Source organism: Novipirellula sp., from assembly GCF_041583735.1.
GTDB lineage: Bacteria > Planctomycetota > Planctomycetia > Pirellulales > Pirellulaceae > Novipirellula.
Map to the genome: position 1 here is coordinate 1 of NZ_JBFHFD010000073.1, position 19,913 is coordinate 19,913.

Consider the following 19,913-nt stretch of genomic DNA (forward strand, 5'->3'; position numbering starts at 1 on the left):
AGCGTGGCACCGCTATCGAAGTCGTGCGGGTTTTCGGAAACATACTCCGACAACTCATCCGAACTCGGTGATGTCGCTGTATCTCCTCCGCATCCACTGTGCGACAAAAACATAAACACAATGACCAAGCAAAGGAGTGAGCTTTTAAGTTGCAAACGAAACAGGGGACGACTCATGCGAAGTAGCCTACGGGTAAAGTATAAAACCAAAACAAATGCATCGAGCAAAACGGACGTAAGGATGCAGCCAGCCTAAGGCTGCATACATCACCCTTGCGGCCATACTAAGAGGGGGATGGACGCAAGTCAACCGTCCCATTTGCCACACACTCAAGCTCATTGAAAAGACTATAGAGCGATCTGTAACTCTATACAGCTAGTCCGTTGGTGCAGCGCTGCAACGCATTTTCGCTACCGTGATCTCGACAATCGCCAGGGGCACACCGCCCCCCCCCCCATCCAAGAATTCCCACCATTTCCGATACGCTAATTTGGCGGAATCGCTATAAGAACAAGTGCCTCAAAGTGTTGGCCTCTGCAGCGTTGTTCTGTTTCAGAAACGTATCTCGATACTGGCCCTAGAACCATTGGCCGAGACAATATCCAACTCTATAGACACAACCCGAAGAATTCGATTTGGGTGATAGAATTGCTTTATCGCGTTTTGGAAACGCGGCATCGACACCCCCTATCTAGACCGACCGGACGGCTCGCATAACCAACAATCCGGTCGTGGCAATCCGCCATGAAATCAACTTGGTGGCTGTCAACTGAGACGGCATGGGGCGTGCAGATGCTGACGTCACCTTGGCTTACCGGCGAACGCTGAGACTCAAATCTCGCCAGTTTCGCGAAAGCAATTCGAAACTGACATTGTTTCGCCCCCCGCATCGGGTCGCCATCCGTGCCAGCCAACAGGCAAAAAAAACGCCGCCGATGCCAAAATGGCAACGACGGCGTACGCAGCAAAACGCGAAGCAAAAGCTTCTCAGCCGCGACTAGTACATGTCATAGTCGCCGCCGTGCCCCTTGGCTGACTTTGTTTCCGCCTTCGGTTTGTCTGCGATCAATGCATCACTGGTTAGCAGCAACGTCGAGACACTCGACGCATTTTCGAGTGCCGTGCGGACCACTTTGGTGGGGTCGATGACGCCGCTTTCCACCAGATCTTCATAGGTGTTCGTGGCCGCGTTATAGCCGTAGTTGCCTTGCTCGGCAGCCACTTTCTCGCACACCAACGATCCGTCTTGACCCGCATTCTCGGCAATCCAAGTCATCGGCGCTCGACATGCTCTTAGCACAATGTTGTATCCGGCACGTTCATCGTCATCTAGTTTTGACGCGTCACACTGACTGGCCGCTCGCACGAGTGCCACGCCGCCACCGGGCAGGATACCCTCTTCGACTGCGGCACGCGTTGCTGACAACGCGTCTTCGTAACGCATCTTCTTTTCTTTGACTTCGGCTTCGGTCGCGCCACCGACGCTGATCTTGGCCACGCCGCCCACCAGTTTCGCTTTACGTTCTTGCAACTTTTCGCGATCGTAATCGCTGGTCGATTTGTCATACTCCGTCTCGATCTGCCTGATACGAGCGTGAATATCCTCGGTCTTGCCGGCACCCTCGATGATCGTGGTGTTTTCCTTGTCGATGATGACTTTCTTGGCACGCCCAAGGTCGGCAAGTTCGATGCTCTCGAGCTTCACACCCAAGCTTTCAAAGAACGCTTTGCCACCGGTCAAAATGGCCATGTCTTCCATCATTGCTTTACGGCGGTCACCATAGCCAGGTGCTTTCACCGCGGCGGCAACGAAGGTTCCCCGCAAACGGTTAACCACCAGCGTCGCTAAGGCTTCGCCGTCGACATCTTCGGCAATGATGAGCAGCGGTTTGCCTGCTTTGGCAACTCTTTCTAGCAGCGGCAGCAAGTCACGCAGGTTGCTGATCTTCTTTTCATGGATCAGCACATAGGGTTCTTCGAGCACACACTCCATCGTGTCAGGCGAGGTGACGAAGTAGGGCGACAGGTAGCCTTTGTCAAACTGCATCCCTTCGACCCATTTGACTTCGGTTTCGAGGCTCTTGCCTTCGTCGATCGTGACGACGCCGTCCTTACCGACTTTGTCCATCGCATCGGCAACGATCTGGCCGACATTGGGATCTTGGTTACCACTGATCCGAGCCACCTGCTCCATCTCTTTGCGGCCTTTGATCGGCGTCGACATCGATTTGAGTTTGCCGACGATGTCTTCGACCGCTTGTTCGATGCCACGTTTCATACCGATCGGATTGGTCCCCGCTACAACGGCTCGCAACCCTTCGTTAAAAATCGCTTCGGCAAGCACGGTCGCCGTCGTCGTTCCGTCCCCGGCGACATCGTTGGTCTTCGAAGCGACTTCGCGGACCATCCGTGCCCCCATGTTTTCATAGGGGTCTTCGAGTTCAATCTCTTTGGCCACGGTGACGCCATCTCGGGTGACGACGGGAGATCCGTAACTTTTTTGGATGATCACGTTGTGCCCTCCCGGCCCGAGCGTGCTACGGACGGTCTTGGCCAATTTGTGAACACCGCGACGCATCGATTCACGGGCTTCTTGTTCAAAAGCAATCATTTTTGACATAGTTGTTTTCCTATTCCGAGTTGATTCCCTTGCCTACTCTTCGATGACAGCCAAAATGTCACTCTCTCTGACGATGGTGTATTTGATCTCGCCAACTTCAAATTCGTCGCCACCGTACTTGTTCAGCAGAACGTGGTCGCCTGGGTTGACCGAGAGAGGATGACAGGTGCCGTTGTCATCAAGTTTGCCGGGGCCAACCGCAATCACTTTCGCTCGGTTGACTTTCTCTTTCGCTGAATCGGGCAGCACGATGCCGCCGGATGTCATCTCGTCCGCTTCGTCACGTTGGCAGACAACGCGGTCGGCGAGAGGTTTTAGCTTCAGGTTAAGACTGGGATTTACTTCTGATTTCGTAGCAGTCGCCATGGAATGCCCTCCATTGTTCGCTTGGACATTGCATAACTTTCGTGGCCCTGCCGCTCCGGAGCCACAGCCAATTTGGCACAACGCCAGCGGCAAAAATCCGAAATAGCAACCGCCGTGCCAGACGCATTTGGAACGGGAATTCAGGCCTGTTCTGTGTTTCTCATGACCTGACGATCGAATAAAACGGTACCTCCAGAGTACCGCTATCCGATTACACTTTCGAAGCAATGAAGCCGGTCGTCATGATTTGGCACCGCAAGCAGAATTGCACCTGCCGGAAAGGCACGATGCCCTAACAAAATGCCCTCTCCCGCCGCGGAATCCAATGGCGGCGGGAGAGGGTTATTGCAATCGGGGAAACCACACGATGACGTTGCCATCGCATTAACGTCACGGCTCAGACGTCATAGCGTCATTGCGACTGAGCCACAATGAATGCGGGATGACGATTTGATGTCGATCCCTACGGAGTTTCGGTCGAACCGTCGTCGCTCGACTCGCTGGGCGCTCGGGCCGACGAACCGTCGGCTGTGTCGTCGGTCGCGGATTCCGTTTCCGTTACGGTTTCAGCGTCCGGCGTAGCATCGTCTTTCGAATCCACTTCCGAATCGGACTCCGTTTCGGAGCCAGTCGCGGCCTCGGTTTCCGATCGATCGCTCGGCGGCTCGGTCAGCGATCCTGTGTTTTCATTTGTCGCCGCATCGTCCTCGGATGTCTCTTTGGCTTTGATAAAGTCACTGCGAGACAGGGCAAGCTTATCGTACTGTTCCCCTGGGATCACGTAGTACCACTGAGCATAGCGGTGGTTAAGCTCCTTTGCCTTTTCTTTACCCGCTTTCACCTTCTCTTGAAAGGACTCAAACTCTTGCAGCTGCGACTGATACTCGTCCATCTGGTTCTCGTATTCCTTGCGGAGCTCTTCAAGCTTCGCAGCATCTTGATCACCTTCTTCAGACTCAGCATCCTCGGACTCGTTCACATCAGACGATTCGGCCGAGTCTTTCTGCTCTAAAGCTTCGGGCTTCTCGGGTTCGCTTGGTTTGGACGGCTCATCCCCAAGATACTGCTTGTCAAATGCAACGGTGACGAAGACATAACGCCCAGGCTTCTCCTTGTCCTTCTGCTGCTCGTCGCCATTACGAGGCTCTTCGCCTTGTTCGTCGGAAGCGATGTCGGTTTTCTCGGAAGCCTCGGTCTGTTTGTCGTCTTCATCACTTGAAGCACTCGTGAGGCCAATTTCCAATTCCTCTTCGCTGCCAGTAAAGACGCGACCGAAGTGCAGTTTGTACACCAGCCCTTCGTTCGTTGCCGTGGACAACTCACCCTCGCGAGCGATCAGCTTCAAGGTGTTTGGATCGCTGTCGCTGGCCGACTGCAACAAAAAGCCTCGCGAAAGCAGGTCGGATTGCAACCGGTCCACGTCGCGCTGCGATCCCACCGCCTCGCGATCGAGCTGCAGTTGCGGCGTCAACCCTTTCTGCTTTGGCCGCACGCCGGCGATATTCAGTCCGGCGATCGCGTTGATCGTTTCACGCACGGCATCTTGATCTACCTCGGCAACGTCGTCGTCGATCTCGGCCATCTGCCATGGTTCGCCTGAACTTTCGCGACGAAGCGTGGTAACATCCCGCTGCGTCACCGTCGCATTGAGTTCGTCGAATTGATAATCGTTCAAGCTCAGTTGAACGATATCAGAACTGTTGACTCCCAGTAGATCAGTGTCGATCCACTCGCGGAATCGTGTGGACAGATCAATGTCCAGCGTCGCGACATAGGTTTCGTCCTCTTCGGGGTGGCGGACGTAATACTGATTCACCTCTCCTTCGACCGGATCACCGATGATGTAATCAGCCAGCACCTCGTTGCCCTCGCCGCGAAGTGTCAATCGTTTTCCGATCCCTTCGAGTTGATCCACACCAAGCGAATCGACTTTGGGATCGACAACGCCGTAGCGGGGATGGTCTGATGCCCATCGGCTGACCATCGCCCCACGTGTGATGCCGATGACACTGCTGGCAGTTTTTGCTAGTTGATCCTCCGCATCGGCAGGATAATTGTGGTGCGACGGAATCACCCATTGCCCATTCTGTGTCTGCTCCACCGCGAACTCTTGTGCGGTCACTTGGTCCTTGTCGATGACCGCGACGTTCAGCGCCATCGCACGGGTTGGGTCGGTGAAATCGGGAAAGAAGGGCTGCCCCAATTTCCCGTATTCTCGAATTTCAGCTGGACGGCTTGCCCATTCGACCACTGCGGTAATTGCCAAACACGCAAGTCCTGCGACCGCGTAGAGCACCGTCCGTCGAGTTTCGCTGCCGAGTGTCGACCAGCGTTTACTGACCGACTCAGACGCGGTACGAATTGAATCTCCGGCATGCCCTCCGAGCTTGCCATTATCGTTCGGAGTACTTTGATTATGAGTGATGGTGGACATCGAAACTTTTCCCTAAATGACGAAATATTGGCTTCTGGAATTCGCGCGGTGACGGTCGTGAGCGACCGTACTATCTGCTCGAATCAATGGACGTTGGAATCATCGGACGATCGATCGCGGCGACGCGAATCGATGACGTTGTTGCGTTCGTCTTTGGAACGTTGAATAAAGACGAACAATCCAAGTGCCAACGCCGGGATTGCTGGCAGGCCGACGGACCAGAGCCGGATATTCGATTCCAATTTTCGGATTTGACGATTTGTGGTCGCACGGATCTTGCGGATTTGGTCGTTCTTTTCTTGTTCGATCTGTGCCTCGGCCAACGTCATTCGCTTCTGCTCGGCCTCTTGAGCCTGTCGTAACATCTGAGCTTTGGCGATCGGATCCAAATCATCGTTCTCTTGGATCTCCTTGACCCGCTTGCTCAATTGCTCGCGACGAAGTTCCAACTCTTTTTCGGCCGCCTGGTCCGCCTTGCGTTCCGCTTCGTTCGCTGCTTCAAGGAATTCGCGTTTTTGCTCTTCCACACGGACCAGCGTTCGATGAGCTGGTCGACGACTGCGAAGTTCTAGAAAGGAGGTGTCGCCGACCAACGAATCGACGGCATTCAAAACGAAGGTAACGTTGTCAAACTTCATACTCAAATTGCCGAGATTCCGTTCTTGAAAGAAGAAATCGGAAATCATATCGATATCCGCGACAAAGATCGCATTGACCGGATTGTCACCCTCCCGAGTCACTTTGGCGGCGATGGTGTGCGTGTTCGCATCGATCACTCGGAATGGGTTTTGCCGAGGATTGACGGCCGCTTGCATCGTAAACATGTTGAAACCGCTGTCGTCCACAAATTCCTCCCATCGCAACACACCCGACTCGCGGCCGGTCTGTAAAAGCGGTTCAAATTGGGTGTCCGAATCGTTTGCCGCGCGAACTTCTCCTGGATAAAGTGCAATCAACTCTTGTAGTCCATTCGTGATTTCGTCATCACGGTTAAACGATTCCGAATCAGTCTGCTGACGCGTGACGAAGACATATTCCGCAGGCAGCATTGCAAATTCAGGATGTGGGTTGTTCATGTCAAAAACGACCGCATCGTATTGCCAACGAAGCCCGAGGGCATTGAGTAACCGTGTCGCTTTGCCGCCATCGGCTTTGGATTCGCTGGGCGAACCGCCTCCCATCATCGACGAGTGCCCGCGTTTTGGTTGCCGCGGAGCTCCGGTGACACCAAATCCGTTGCTTCCAAGGGTCAACGGAAACGGGTCATCAAAAACCAACAGCGGACTGCCGGTTTTGGCGTAGTTGACCAGATTGTCCATTTCGGATTCCGTCAACGATGAAGGCATCACCGCCAACAGCACATCAAACTTTTCGGCGTTGATCTCGCTCGACGCCGAAACCTCTTCGACGTCGTATTGCTTGCGAAGCTCCTCTACGATCTGCCAATCGCTGCCCGACATCAATCCTGCATCGGTACTCAGCACGCCAACCGTATGTCGTTCTTCGCTGGCCACGGTTTGGATCGATCGCGTCAATTCGTATTCAATCGGCAACCCCTTTCCAAAGAACGGAACGACCACCTTGTCATAGCTGCTGATCACCACGGCACCGAGATACACATCGACTTCGCTGCGTCGCCCATCACGCTCAGTCATGACTTGGACCGGCTCGATCCCAAAGTGCTCGGCTTCTTCGGCTTGCGGACTGAACGGTTCGACATCGACATAACGAACCGCAAGATTCTTACCTCCTAGCTCATCGAATTGTCGCAGCAACCCGACTAAACGTTTGCGTGTTTCGGTGTATTCGCGGGGCACCTCGGGGCTTAGAAACGCTTGGATCTCGATTGGGCGTTCGGATTCAAGTTTGACGAGGATCGATTTCGTTGTTGACGAAAGACTGAATAGCCGCTGGCTCGTGGCGTCGACGCGAAGTGCGCTGTACCCAGCCCATGCGGTTGCACAGCCCAGCACGGACGCGACGCTGACCGCTCGGATTGCGAACTGCGTCGCCATCGAAGGCTCGCGTTTGGTTTGCCAATGCCGCCGGGTCATGACGACGTAGTTCAAGTACAACATCAACGCCGTCAAACTGACGAAATACAAAACTCCGGTCAGCGGAACGACGCCCATACCGAAATCACGAAACTGTTCCGCCAGACTAAACTGGTTCAGCGTGTCACCCAAACCCAGTAAATTGCCAAGGTTGCCGATAAATACCGGAATCCCACACAACAAAATGCCGACGACAAATGCCACCGTCATGTTCGATGTCAGCAGCGACGCGAGCATGCCGGCACTGAGCAGCGCCGCCCCTGCGATCCAGTATCCGACATAGGTCGTCGCGATCAGTCCCCAATCGGGGTTGCCAAGAAACATCAACACCATGACGTGAGCCATCGAGAAGACAAGTGACACGCTGTAGACGGCCAGAACAGCAGCATATTTTCCTAGCAGAATCTCTTTCTCGCTGGCGGGCATCGTAAATAGCAATTCGTCGGTCCCCATCTTCTTCTCTTCGGCCCACACACTCATGGTGACCGCGGGAATGAAGAACAGTAGCAATACCGGGTACCACTGAGTCAATTGATCAAGCGACGGAGTGTTGCCGGTAAAGAACCGCGCGTTAAACGCGAGTGCACCTCCCAACACCACAAAGACGACAATGAAAAGGTAACCAAGGACACCAGAGAAATAGCTGGCAAAGTTGCGTTTAAAGATGGATTGAATGACTCTTTTTCGCAGTTGCATCTTCGAATTCCTTCGTTGTTTTGTTGTATTCATGCGGGCTGTGAAGGAACCGCCACTCACGCGGCGATCGTCAATTCGCGGAACTTCGCTTCCATTGCGTCACTGTGAGGACCAAGTTCCGAAGTGGGGCCATCGAACACCAAGCGTCCTTCGTTGATCAACACAACGCGACTGCACACCGCATGGACTTCCTGCAGAATGTGCGTCGACAACAAGACGGTTTTGGTTTCGCTAAGACTCTCGATGAGCTGACGAACTCCATGAACCTGATTGGGGTCCAACCCGCTGGTGGGTTCGTCCAAAATCAGCACATCGGGATCATGCAATAACGCTTGAGCCATCCCGACACGTTGGCGATACCCACGCGATAGTTTGCCAATCGCTTTTTTCCACACATCACCGAGCGAACACTGTTGGCAAACCCAATCCAAACGATCCTCCAATTCGCCGCCGCAAAGCATGCGGGTTTCACCCACGTATCTTAAAAACGAATTCGGCGTCATCTCGGGGTACAACGGCCCGTTTTCAGGCAGGTAACCGAGACGCTCTGCTGCGGCGATACGGTCGCGATGGACATCAAATCCTCCAAGACGTGCGGTTCCTGTGTCGGGAGATAAGAAACCTGTTAACATTTTCATCGTTGTGGACTTACCCGCGCCGTTGGGTCCAAGAAACGCACAAACTTGACCTGCGGGAACCGAGAAGGTGATGTTCTGAGCGGCGGCAAACTCACCATAAAATTTCGACAGACCTGACGCTTCGATCATGTCGCTCATAGGCGGATGTCTCCTGATGGGGGAAATGCAGTTCGCGGCACGGGGTGACGTCGTCTGAGCCCTCAGCGATCACCCTGCACGACGGCGGCCAATTTTTCATGCCTCTTAGCATCCGGCGTGCCAATGCAACCATGGCGTTTACGAACGGCTATTCGAGTGCCAATATGTCGCTCGTTCCGACAAACTGTCGCTACTGCAACCTTTTCCAGCCGCTGTTCGTACAGAGATAGATCACGTGTGACGAAATCTCCGGCTAACTCGCTCGCTCGTGCGAGTGCCACGCGTTGCGCACGGGTACCAGAGAAAGTTCGCGAGAGCCAAGTTCCACTCATAAACGTCACCATGGCATGACACTTGCCACAGTAAATTGGCAAGGCCAGACCTTCATGGTCGGCGTCTGCGTCGCATCGCCGGCCTAGGCGAGCCGATACCTGTTTAGCGGAGGCAATCCCATGAACCACTCGAATCTTCCACTTCGCGAGAGATTAGCGGCGAGTGAGGACCAGCTCGCTAGAACCACCGCCGAGTTTCACGACTATCGTCATCGCAGCCGAAATGAACTCGATGAGGAGAAGAAGTATTCGGGCATCCATTTGATGCACGACTTGCTTCCAGTGCTCGACAATCTCGATCGGGCCATTCTATCGGGGCAACACTCTGGCGATTTTGACGCGCTGATGGAGTCGGTCGAAGTGGTTCGCGATCAGTTCTATGACGCACTCTCTAAACATGGATTACGCGAAGTCTCGGGGTCATGGAGCCCCCTCGATCCAAAACAACATCGCGTCATCGGGCAAAAGGATTCTGATAATCATCCCGAAGGCTCGGTGTTGGAAGTGGTCGAGCAGGGCTACCGATTGCACGATCGTGTGATTCGACCATCCAAGGTTATTGTTTCTCGAAGTGATTCACCAACACAGGGAGAGAATCCAGTGAACGACTATGTTATTGTCGAAACCAACGACGGTTACACGATTGCAGGTGTCCCCGCAGGATCGACCGCTGAATCTGCGGCCATGGATGCGGGAGGCGTGCTGATCGACGATGTCCGATACAAGACGTTCGACGAGGCACAAGACGTGTTAATGGCGTTGCCCAGCCCGTATCCCGAACGTGCGAACGATTGATTTGTGATTCGCTTGAAAGCACGCTGCATCCCCGTTTTCCGTGGTCACGGGAGACGGGGATGCAACCTCGCAGCGGCACCACGTTTACGTTGATACCGCGGACCCGAAACGAGATCGATTGTTGACGGCGGGCGAGCCTAACAATCCGCTGGACACCCCGGAGTCGGCCGCCTTGGCCGCATCGGTTTGTCTCGTCAAACGCCGCCAACGTTTCAACAGCCGATTGGCTTGTCGAGTGCGAGCGTTCATTTCCGCCCCCGTCGTCGGCAGCGGCTTCTCACAAAACTGACAAAGCTGCGATTCCAGTTCGATGCACAATCGCACCGCATCGACACATTGTCCTGCGAGCCGCTCACAAACCGATGCTAGCTGCTTCTCTAATTGCAGGGTCAACGTTTCCCATTGCAATCGCAAATCTCGCTTCCTCATGATCTCAAATGCTCCTCGTTCGGCGATGTCACAAAACGCCGTTGGGTTACAAGGGGCGTTTTGCGGTTTCATCGGAACGAAAGAGCATTCGGCGTACCGAACTTTGATGACACGTTGCCGCACTGTCTGCGACTAAGCCGGCGGACGCGTTGTCCCGTAGCGATCCGCGTCGTGCCACATTGGCTATAAGCCCCGGTTTTACGGTGTTTTGGTACGACGGTTGCAATATGCAGTCGCGATCAATTTTCCGTTTCTATCGGCTTGGCCTCTGGCGTCCGTGGTCGTTACTCGGTCGCCAATTCGCACGGCTGGCTGATCATCGATCTTAAAGGATGTTTATAAAGGAAACCAAACGATGAGAATCGCGCAGGTCGCTCCCTTGATCGAAACCGTACCGCCGAAAACCTATGGTGGCACCGAACGAGTCGTCCACTATTTGACGGAAGAACTCGTCAACCAGGGACATGACGTGACACTGTTTGCCAGTGGGGATTCGCTGACAAACGCTGACCATGTTGCCGTTGTCAAAGAGTCACTGCGATGCAGCAGCGTGCCGCGTGATGCAATCATATGGCACCAGCGGCAATTGATGGAAGTTTTGCGAATGGCGGACAAATTCGATATCATTCACTTCCACACCGACTTCAGCCATTTTAGCGTGATGCGATATTTGAACACGCCGCATGTTACCACGCTTCATGGGCGACTTGATCTGCCAGATTTCCAAACCGTTTTTGACGAATTCCCCGATATGCCCGTGGTGTCGATCAGTCATTCGCAGCGAATGCCAATCAAAAATGCGAATTGGGTTGGTACGGTTTACAACGGCACGCCCGGCGAAAATTACGACTACCAACCCGCGTGCGATCCCAATGAATACTTTGCCTTCCTTGGCCGATTCTCGCCCGAAAAAGGCCCGGAACGTGCCATCGAAATTGCTAAACGCCTCGGTGTGAAGCTGAAAATGGCGGCGAAGATCGACAAAGTGGATGAACCGTATTTTTCAGAAAGGATCAAGCCGCTCTTGGACCATCCGTTGATCGAGTACATTGGCGAAGTAAACGAAAGCGGAAAGAACAAGTTGCTTGGAGGTGCCAAAGCACTATTGTTTCCAATCGATTGGCCCGAGCCCTTTGGCTTGGTGATGACCGAATCGATGGCCTGCGGAACCCCCGTCATCGCATTTCGAAACGGCAGCGTCGACGAGGTGATGAAGCACGGTGTCAGCGGATATATTGTTGAAAGTGTCGACGAGGCGATCGAGGCAGCACGCAATATTGATAAAATCAACCGCCGTGCCTGTCGCATTTACTTCCAGAACCACTTTTCTGTCGAATCGATGACCAAAGGTTACGTCGATGTATACGAGCGGTTGATTTCCCCGCAAAAATCGATCCGCATTCCTTCGCGAGACTCGATTCTCAAGACCAGCGACGCCGCAGTCACCGCCGGCTAATCGTTTACGTTCCCATTTCTCGAACCGTAGTGCCCCGCAGACCTCGGCAGTGGAAATCGCGATGGGGATTTCCTTCGATGTCTGAGGGCACGCCCTCTCTATTTCCCCTACCATGAGCAGCACACCTCCCGCGAAAGTTCAATCCGGCACCACCGATTGGGATGTGCAGGCTAAAAACAATCGAGCACGGGCGAACAGCCAGGTGCTTAAACAGGGTGACACGTTCGCCATCATCGACCCATTCGGAGAGATCGGTGGATCCGCCGATTCAGAACAGGGAGTGTATCACCTCGGGACCCGCTTTCTATCGAATTGGGAACTGCTGATTAACAGCAAACGCCCGCTGTTGTTAAATTCGACAATGAAAGAAGACAACAGCTCGTTTGTGGTGCAGATGACCACTCCGGAGTTGCCTCAAACCGATCACGTGCTGCCGCAAGGCACTCTGCACGTTTTCCGCAGCATATTGCTCGACGGCGGAACGTTCTACGAACATTTGCGACTGAAGAACTACTCACGCAGTCCGGTCGATCTCGAAGTGGAATACCGTTTTGCGTCGGACTTTCGTGACATATTCGAGGTGCGGGGCGAGCACCGAACCCGACGAGGCGAATTGCTCGAAGCCAATGTCAACAAGTCCATTGTTGCGCTTGCCTATTGCGGATTGGACGACCAGAAACGCGAGGTCAACATCGCGTTTGACGGCAAAGTGAAAATCATCGAACCGCGACGCTGTGTTTTACAGGTCCATCTTGGCGGTGGCGAAGAAACTACGCTGCACGCCACCGCAGAGTGCCACACAGAGAAGGCGGGCTACGTCAAGAAACCCGACATTCCATCTCGCAGTCACGCCGAGGCTGTCACCGGTTGGAGCAACCGACTGCGTGAAACCGAAGCCGAACGCGTTGAGATTTTTACGTCGAACGAAGAATTCAACGGCTGGCTCAATCGCAGCAATGCGGACCTCGACATGCTCGTCTCGGACACAATCTATGGTCGCTACCCTTACGCCGGCGTCCCCTGGTTCGCAACGCCGTTTGGTCGCGATGGAATCATTACGGCGCTGGAAACGCTTTGGGTGCGTCCCAAACTAGCTCGCGGCGTGTTAAGTTTTTTAGCGGCAACGCAAGCCACCGAAGTCGACCCGAGCATCGAATCCGAGCCAGGAAAGATCGTCCACGAGATGCGTGACGGAGAGATGGCGGCATTGGGTGAAGTCCCCTTTAAACGCTACTACGGAACCGTCGATGCCACACCGCTGTTTGTCATCCTGGCCGGTCAATACTACCGACGTACCGGTGACCGTGAATTCATCGAATTCATCTGGAACAACATCCGCCGCGCCGTGAATTGGATCGACGAATACGGCGACGTTGATGGCGATGGATTTGTCGAATACCAATCGCACAACGAACGAGGCTTGACCCACCAATGTTGGAAAGACAGTAACGATTCCATCTTCCACAGCGATGGACGCGACGCCAAAGGTGCGATCGCGGTCAGCGAGGTTCAGGGATATGTGTACCAAGCAAAGTTACTTGCAGCCGAATTGGCCGACGTGATGGACGACGCGGGCTGGGCCAGTGAACTTCGCCAGCAAGCCGCACGGCTGAAAGCAGATTTTAACGCACGTTTCTGGGTACCATCGATCGGAACTTTTGCGATCGCACTGGACGGCGATAAAATGGCGTGCCAAGTGCGAAACAGCAACGCCGGCCATCTGTTGTTCAGCGGCATCGTCGATCCTTGCCATGCTGCGTCCGTCGCCGCGACGTTAACCGACGAACGAGCGTTCAACGGATGGGGCATCCGAACCATCAGTGCTGGAGAAGTGCGCTACAACCCGATGTCCTATCACAACGGTTCGATCTGGCCGCATGATACCGCGATGTGCGCCGCAGGTTTGGCACGTTACGGGTTTCGCGACGAATGTGCGCGAGTGATTGCGGGATTGTTTGATGCTTCGCTCTTCAACGACCTGCATCGGTTGCCAGAACTGTTTTGCGGATTCGATCGGATGCCTGGCCACGCTCCAACGCTCTATCCCGTTGCCTGTTCGCCGCAAGCCTGGGCAACGGGTGCTGCATTTCTATTGCTGCAAAGTACCCTCGGACTGACCTTCTCACCGACGAAACCCCAAGTTCAATTCGAGAACCCACGGTTACCCGACTTTTTGAACTGGGTTCGAATTCAAAACCTGCGAATTGGCGACGGCGTGGTTGATCTGGCCTTCCATCGCCATCCTCGTGACGTCGGGATGAATGTCGAACGCAAGGAAGGCGATCTGCAAATTGTCGTCATCGGATAAGGGGGGAAATGCCAGTGACCGGTGACATCCAATCGCGATGATGCCAACTTGACATCGCGATTGCGACAAAACTTCACGCCCAAACCTCAAAATGAGTGTTAACGCCGACAGTAGGAATGCGTAAACGATTTGGCACACTCGTTGCACAGCTGTCTCACATGAAGTTTCCGCCAGTTTCAGTGCCCACCGCATACGGTCCCGATGTCGGATTCCAAGGAGGTCTTCGAGCATCGACTTAGATCCCAAGTTCCTTGACACGCCGCTGCATTGTCCGAGTGCTAATTCCTAACTGTTTCGCGGCTGCTTTACGACAACCGCCACATTCCTGCAACGCTCGACGGATCGCTTCGGTTTCGATATCGGCCAACGTCATGCCGGGACGGACCAGCTGTTTTTCTTCATCGTGATGATTTAGTGCTGCTAGGTCCAACAGTTCCAGTGCGGCATGGCTGCGAAGCAACGTCGGATTGATCCCCAGTCGCCGCACCGCCTCGACTTTGTCGCCGCCGGTCCGCTTGAGCATTTCTCGGACAAGCTGTTGCTCAACGGCGCCGATCACATCGTCATACAAATGGGGCGAATCAAAATCAATCGCGTCATCCGCAACGCCGTTTGCAAGAGGGACGAGCGTGTCGGCGGATTGCCGCACCGAATCCGATGCTGTTGCGGTAACGACGAGGTTTTCGGATTCCTGGGTGCCGTTCGATTTGGCACCCGGTTCGTGCATCGATCGATTCGATTCAGAAAAAACGAACGAAGGCAAGAAGTCGGGCAATAACGCGGGACCGGACGTCTTCAAAATCCCTTGGCGTATCGCATTTTGCAATTCCCGGATATTACCAGGCCATCGATACTCTCGCAGGACCTGCATCGCATCACGCGATACCATGTGAACCTCTTTCGACAAATCGCGACAAGCGTGACGGCGAAAGTGCTCGACCAATAGATCAAGGTCGTTGCCGCGGTCCCGGAGCGACGGCAAATGAATCGAGAAACCATTTAACCGATAGTACAAATCCGCTCGAAATTCGCCGTCGCTGACCATCTGTTCCAAGTTTCGATGCGTCGCTGCGATCACTCGCACGTCGGCTTGAATTGTTTCGTTGCCGCCAACTCGCTCGAACTGCTTTTCTTGCAATACCCGTAGCAATTTGCTTTGCAACACCGGTGACATGTCCCCGATTTCATCCAAGAACAAAGTGCCACCGCGGCATTGTTCAAACTTTCCGATTCGTTTGCGGTCCGCTCCGGTGAAGGCCCCTTTTTCGTGACCAAATAGTTCACTCTCTAGCAACGCTTCGGGAATCGCGGCACAATTTACTGCGAGAAACGGTCCCTGCCCCCGCTCGCTGTATTGGTACAATGCTCTGGCGACCAACTCCTTACCGGTCCCGCTCTCGCCTCGAATTAACACTGTCACGTTTTGCGCGGCGACAATCCCGATCGATTTATAGACTTCCTGCATCGCTGCACAGCGGCCGATGATCGAATGTGTATCACTTGATCGCGAGTCGACATCAAGCTCCACGGGCGATTTGGTCAATTTGCGGATTTCCACAGCACGCCCGACCACGCCGCGAAGCTCCGTGACATTGATTGGTTTAAGCAAGTAATCCAACGCACCGAGTTTCATCGCTCGGATTGCAGTACTGCTCTCGCCACCTGAAGTGACGAAAACCACTGGCAAATGCTCATCAATCTCGCGGATCTTTTTCAACACGTCCAACCCGTCTCCGTCGGGCAACATCACGTCCAATACGGCAACATCGACACCCCCTCGCCGTAGCAGTCGCAAGGCTTCTTTTGCACACAAAGCAGTCGCAACTTCGTAATTTTGCTTTTCCAGCGCGTGACGAACCAAATTCAGATCTGCGGGTTCATCGTCAACAACAAGGATTCGGGACATGCGATCACTGGGGATTCGATCACAGGACGCGATCATCCCCTTGAGATAGGAGTAAATGGACGTCAATCAAAGTCAAATTGGCAGCATATTTGCTCAACTAGCAACAATTGCAAGCAGTGTGCCATTTTGTCGTCACCCCCCAACCTTGGTAGCGATGACTAAGAAAGCATTTCAAATTCGGTTGCCTGAATCCGCTTCCAAAATCCGGTCCGAAGCGTCCGAATTGCGCGGCGATGAACAAGCCGCAGCGGATCGTAATGACCTGGAAACGTTGTCGTTGGTCGTTAGTCGGGCCAGCAACGCGATCCTGATCATGGACGCGAGCGGCCAAATCCAGTGGACCAACGAAGCGTTCAGCAAACTCTGCGGCTACGAAGCGGCCGAGGCGGTTGGATGCAATTTAGAAAACCTAGTGTTCGGCCCCAGCACCGACGCCAAAACACGGCAAGCGATCCGCAAAACGATGCTGGCCGCTGAAGAATTAACGACGGATGTCTTGCAGTACCGCAGTGATGGTACGACGCTGTGGGTCGAATGCAAATTAATCCCGGTCAACGATGACAGTGGACAACTTTCGCGATGGATCGTGATCGAAAGCGATGTGACACGCCGTCGGCAGACCGAAGAAGCGTTGTTGGCAGCGAAGAAGTCCGCCGAAGCGAACAGTCGCAGCAAGAGCGAGTTCCTGGCAAACATGAGCCACGAGATCCGCACGCCGCTTAACGCAATCCTCGGGATGACCGAGCTCGCGTTAACCACGGATTTGTCTCGCGAGCAACGCGATTACCTGCAAACGGTCAAGTCGTCGGCCGATTCGCTGCTGAATTTGCTTAATGACGTGCTGGATATCACCAAAATCGAAGCCGGTAAGATGGAGATCGAAGAAGTCGACTTCAACCTCGCCGAAATCGTCCGGGAAACGACAAAAGCGTTAGCGGTTCGTGCCCACGAGAAAGGACTTGAACTGGCGGTTCATATGCCGATGACCGTTCCCCATGACTTGCAAGGCGATCCGACTCGAATTCGCCAAGTCTTGTTCAACCTGATTGGCAATGCGATCAAGTTTACTAGCCAAGGTGAAATTGTCGTCGATGTACAAGAGCAATGGCAGACCGACGATGAAATCTGTTTGCATTTTTCGGTTTCCGATACAGGAATAGGTATTCCCAAGCAGCGTCTGCAGAAGATCTTTGATGCGTTCACGCAGGTCGATTCCTCGATGGCTCGTCGTTTTGGAGGTAGCGGGCTAGGATTGACGATCACTTCGAAATTAGTGCGGTTGATGAACGGTAAACTGTGGGTGCAAAGCAGCGAAGGCAAAGGCAGCACGTTCCACTTTACGTTAACACTAAAACTGGGTAGCCCAGCGGACCATCTTGCCGATGGCGGCCATCCTTCCGCGACATCGATTGATCGGATCCGCGATCTTGCGTCGCAAAACTTAGATGGGAAACGCGTTTTGATCGTCGATGACAACGCCACGAATCGACGGATCTTAAACGAAATGCTTGGCCATTGGGGGATGCGAACGACACATTGTCCCGGGGCTGCCGCTGCCTTGAAAGAATTAGAATCTGCGGTTCGCGACGACGCTCCTTTTGACCTCGTCATCCTTGACGCGATGATGCCAGTGGTCGATGGATTTCAATTGGCTGAAATGATGCAGCAACGTCCCGATTTGCAGGCAGGCACCGTGATGATGCTGTCTTCGGCGGATCGTCCCAGTTCGACTCACCGGTGCAAACAATTAGGTATCGAGTCGTACCTCGTGAAACCTGTCTCGGCATCCGCATTGCTCGAAGCCATTATGAGCACATTGGCAACTTGCGATCACCAGTCGTTTCGCAATCAATCCACTTGCACCACAACCAACGAGATGACGAATACGCCGCTAGCCCAAACTGTCGACAAGCCGCTTCGCATTTTACTTGTAGATGATCACGAACCGAACCGAAAACTGGTCGAATCGATCCTCAAACGTCGTGGCCATGACGTTCGCAGTGAGTGCGATGGTGACGCCGCCATTTCGGTCTGCCAAAACGAATCGTTTGACGTGGTATTAATGGACGTGCAGATGCCAGGCCGGGACGGATTTTCAGCGACGAAAGCGATTCGCGAACAGGAAGCAGACTCGGGCGAACATCTTCCCATCATCGCCCTAACCGCCCATGCGCTGCAGGGAGACCGCGAAAAATGTTTGGCCGCCGGCATGGATTCCTACCTTGCCAAACCGATCCATGCCGCGGAACTGGTGACGTTAGTCGAAAGAATGGCTAACAGCGACCGCGAAGGTTCAAACAACACCCCCAAGCTGGCAGCTTCGCAATATCCAGAGTCACATGACGCCGGGATATTTAGTATCGGGTCGGCGTTACAGCGGATGGGCGGCGAGTTGGATCTCTTGAAAGAACACATCGGTTACGTGCTCAATGACATGCCGCAATTGATGCAAATGATGAGCGACGCCGTCGATCAATGCGAGCCGCGTCAACTCGAAATTGCAGCCCACCGGCTGAAGAGTTTAGTGAGCAGTTATGATCACAACGCAGCTCACGAATTGGCCCAGCAAATCGAGCAGGACGCCAAACACGATCGACTCGCCGAGGCTCGCGGCCGGATTGATGCGTTACGCCCGCTCATCGACGCCTTCACCGACGCCGTCGACGAATACATGCAGGCAAATTAGCCAAAGTCAAGTTGGCGTGTTCGGCGTCAATTTGTCCTGCTGACACTCACAGTAGCCCCGATTCGCACGCGAGCCTTCATGGTTTGAGGGGCGTGTTTTATCGGTCGTGAAAGCGGCGAGCTGGTGTGTTACATCTGTAAATTGTCGTCCATTGGCACGCTGCGTGCATATTCTCGAGCGCATGATACTTCGCTGCATTATGCAAACGGAGGAACCAATGATGCCCACAACACTCAAAAGCCCCAATACCCAAGAATCAAGCCGTCCATCGCCGCCGCATCGGGCACCGTCGCGTCAGATGCCATCGCGGCAAGACCGCAGCCGTCATTCCCCCCTCGGTCACAATCGGGATTACGTGGATCGGCGGCCACAACATCGCATCGAACCCGCCGCATCGCCGCGGCGGATGGCCGCAACACAAACTCACCCGACGCCGTATCGAAAACCGATCCGGCGTCCTCAGTCGAGGATGGGGCGTTTCATCAACCGCTTCACGCTCGAAAAATGGTTCACAGTAATCTCGTTCTTGTTGGCGACCGCCTTGATTGTGCTCTGCATGCTCGACCTCGCGATTGCATGGCCATGGAGGCATGCACGCCCCGTGTTCGATTGGACTTACCTTGGCGTGGGCATCGCCATGCTGTGGCTCACCTACGACGTATTCAAAGACCAATCACGTCGCTAATTTCTAGGCGGTCTACTTTGACCAGAGACTGCACCGCCTTCTCCGCATCACAACGGATGCAGTCTCTTGAGTTGCTGACTAACCAACGACCGACTGTTTTCTAACCAAAACCGCTGTAGGCTTCTCGGTTTAGGCCGCGAGCATTAACTCCAAATGCAAACCCCAGTTGGCGAGCGAGGAAAGGCGAATTGATCCCCAAAATACGAGACTTGGTGCGGCGTCCTGCTCTTCCTTGATAAAGTTATCGACGCCACGAACAACTGCAATTTCAAACGACAATTGATCCTGATTGCTAATCGCGTCTGCGAAGTCGATCACGTTGTGAGCTATGCCATCGTGATCGGTGAATGCAAATCGGCGAAATTCTTCA

Annotated in this window: 13 protein-coding genes; 5 read left to right on the top strand and 8 right to left on the bottom strand. The window is 53.9% G+C overall.

Annotation, left to right across the window (positions count from 1 at the left end; all coding sequences use genetic code 11):
- Nucleotides 1-997: 997 nt before the first annotated feature.
- The 5 genes from groL to ABX962_RS08310 all read right to left on the bottom strand — a co-directional run bounded on the left by groL (nt 998) and on the right by ABX962_RS08310 (nt 8,946).
- Nucleotides 998-2,620: a chaperonin GroEL gene (gene groL / locus ABX962_RS08290; protein ID WP_372718362.1), complete on the bottom strand. Its 1,623-nt coding sequence runs from the start codon at nt 2,618-2,620 to the stop codon at nt 998-1,000.
- A 33-nt stretch (nt 2,621-2,653) separates the two neighbouring features.
- A complete protein-coding gene (gene groES / locus ABX962_RS08295) occupies nt 2,654-2,986 on the bottom strand; it encodes a co-chaperone GroES (protein ID WP_372718364.1) in 333 nt (110 codons plus the stop codon).
- Nucleotides 2,987-3,449: 463 nt separating this feature from the next.
- Complete coding sequence (locus tag ABX962_RS08300) at nt 3,450-5,420, bottom strand: hypothetical protein (protein ID WP_372718366.1); 1,971 nt, start codon at nt 5,418-5,420, stop codon at nt 3,450-3,452.
- An 83-nt stretch (nt 5,421-5,503) separates the two neighbouring features.
- Nucleotides 5,504-8,170 carry a Gldg family protein gene (locus ABX962_RS08305; protein WP_372718368.1) on the bottom strand — a complete coding sequence of 889 codons (2,667 nt, stop codon included), beginning with the start codon at nt 8,168-8,170 and terminating at the stop codon, nt 5,504-5,506.
- Nucleotides 8,171-8,226: 56 nt separating this feature from the next.
- A complete protein-coding gene (locus ABX962_RS08310) occupies nt 8,227-8,946 on the bottom strand; it encodes an ABC transporter ATP-binding protein (RefSeq protein ID WP_372718370.1) in 720 nt (239 codons plus the stop codon).
- Nucleotides 8,947-9,398: 452 nt separating this feature from the next.
- On the opposite strand from ABX962_RS08310, the gene ABX962_RS08315 reads away from it, so the two are divergent.
- Nucleotides 9,399-10,073, top strand: coding sequence for a nucleotide exchange factor GrpE (locus tag ABX962_RS08315; RefSeq protein WP_372718372.1), 675 nt, complete (start codon nt 9,399-9,401; stop codon nt 10,071-10,073).
- Between the two features lie 84 nt (nt 10,074-10,157).
- On the opposite strand, the gene ABX962_RS08320 is transcribed toward ABX962_RS08315, so the two are convergent.
- The gene (locus tag ABX962_RS08320) at nt 10,158-10,574 is read right to left on the bottom strand and encodes a hypothetical protein (protein WP_372718373.1); all 417 of its coding nucleotides are present in this window, start codon (nt 10,572-10,574) and stop codon (nt 10,158-10,160) included.
- Between the two features lie 283 nt (nt 10,575-10,857).
- On the opposite strand from ABX962_RS08320, the gene ABX962_RS08325 reads away from it, so the two are divergent.
- Both ABX962_RS08325 and ABX962_RS08330 read left to right on the top strand, forming a co-directional pair.
- The gene (locus ABX962_RS08325) at nt 10,858-11,958 is read left to right on the top strand and encodes a glycosyltransferase family 4 protein (protein ID WP_372718375.1); all 1,101 of its coding nucleotides are present in this window, start codon (nt 10,858-10,860) and stop codon (nt 11,956-11,958) included.
- A gap of 112 nt (nt 11,959-12,070) precedes the next feature.
- Nucleotides 12,071-14,266 (top strand): glycogen debranching N-terminal domain-containing protein, encoded by a 2,196-nt coding sequence (locus ABX962_RS08330; RefSeq protein WP_372718377.1) that lies wholly within the window; start codon nt 12,071-12,073, stop codon nt 14,264-14,266.
- Nucleotides 14,267-14,501: 235 nt separating this feature from the next.
- Here ABX962_RS08330 and ABX962_RS08335 read toward each other — a convergent pair whose 3' ends face one another.
- Complete coding sequence (locus tag ABX962_RS08335) at nt 14,502-16,172, bottom strand: sigma 54-interacting transcriptional regulator (RefSeq protein WP_372718379.1); 1,671 nt, start codon at nt 16,170-16,172, stop codon at nt 14,502-14,504.
- A gap of 154 nt (nt 16,173-16,326) precedes the next feature.
- Here ABX962_RS08335 and ABX962_RS08340 point away from each other — a divergent pair, with 154 nt between their 5' ends.
- Nucleotides 16,327-18,858, top strand: a complete 2,532-nt coding sequence (locus tag ABX962_RS08340; protein ID WP_372718381.1) for a response regulator — start codon at nt 16,327-16,329, stop codon at nt 18,856-18,858.
- Between the two features lie 217 nt (nt 18,859-19,075).
- Nucleotides 19,076-19,543, top strand: a complete 468-nt coding sequence (locus ABX962_RS08345) for a hypothetical protein (protein WP_372718383.1) — start codon at nt 19,076-19,078, stop codon at nt 19,541-19,543.
- 129 nt (nt 19,544-19,672) lie between these two features.
- Here ABX962_RS08345 and ABX962_RS08350 read toward each other — a convergent pair.
- The coding region (locus ABX962_RS08350) for a hypothetical protein (protein ID WP_372718384.1) at nt 19,673-19,913 on the bottom strand (241 nt) is incomplete at its 5' end.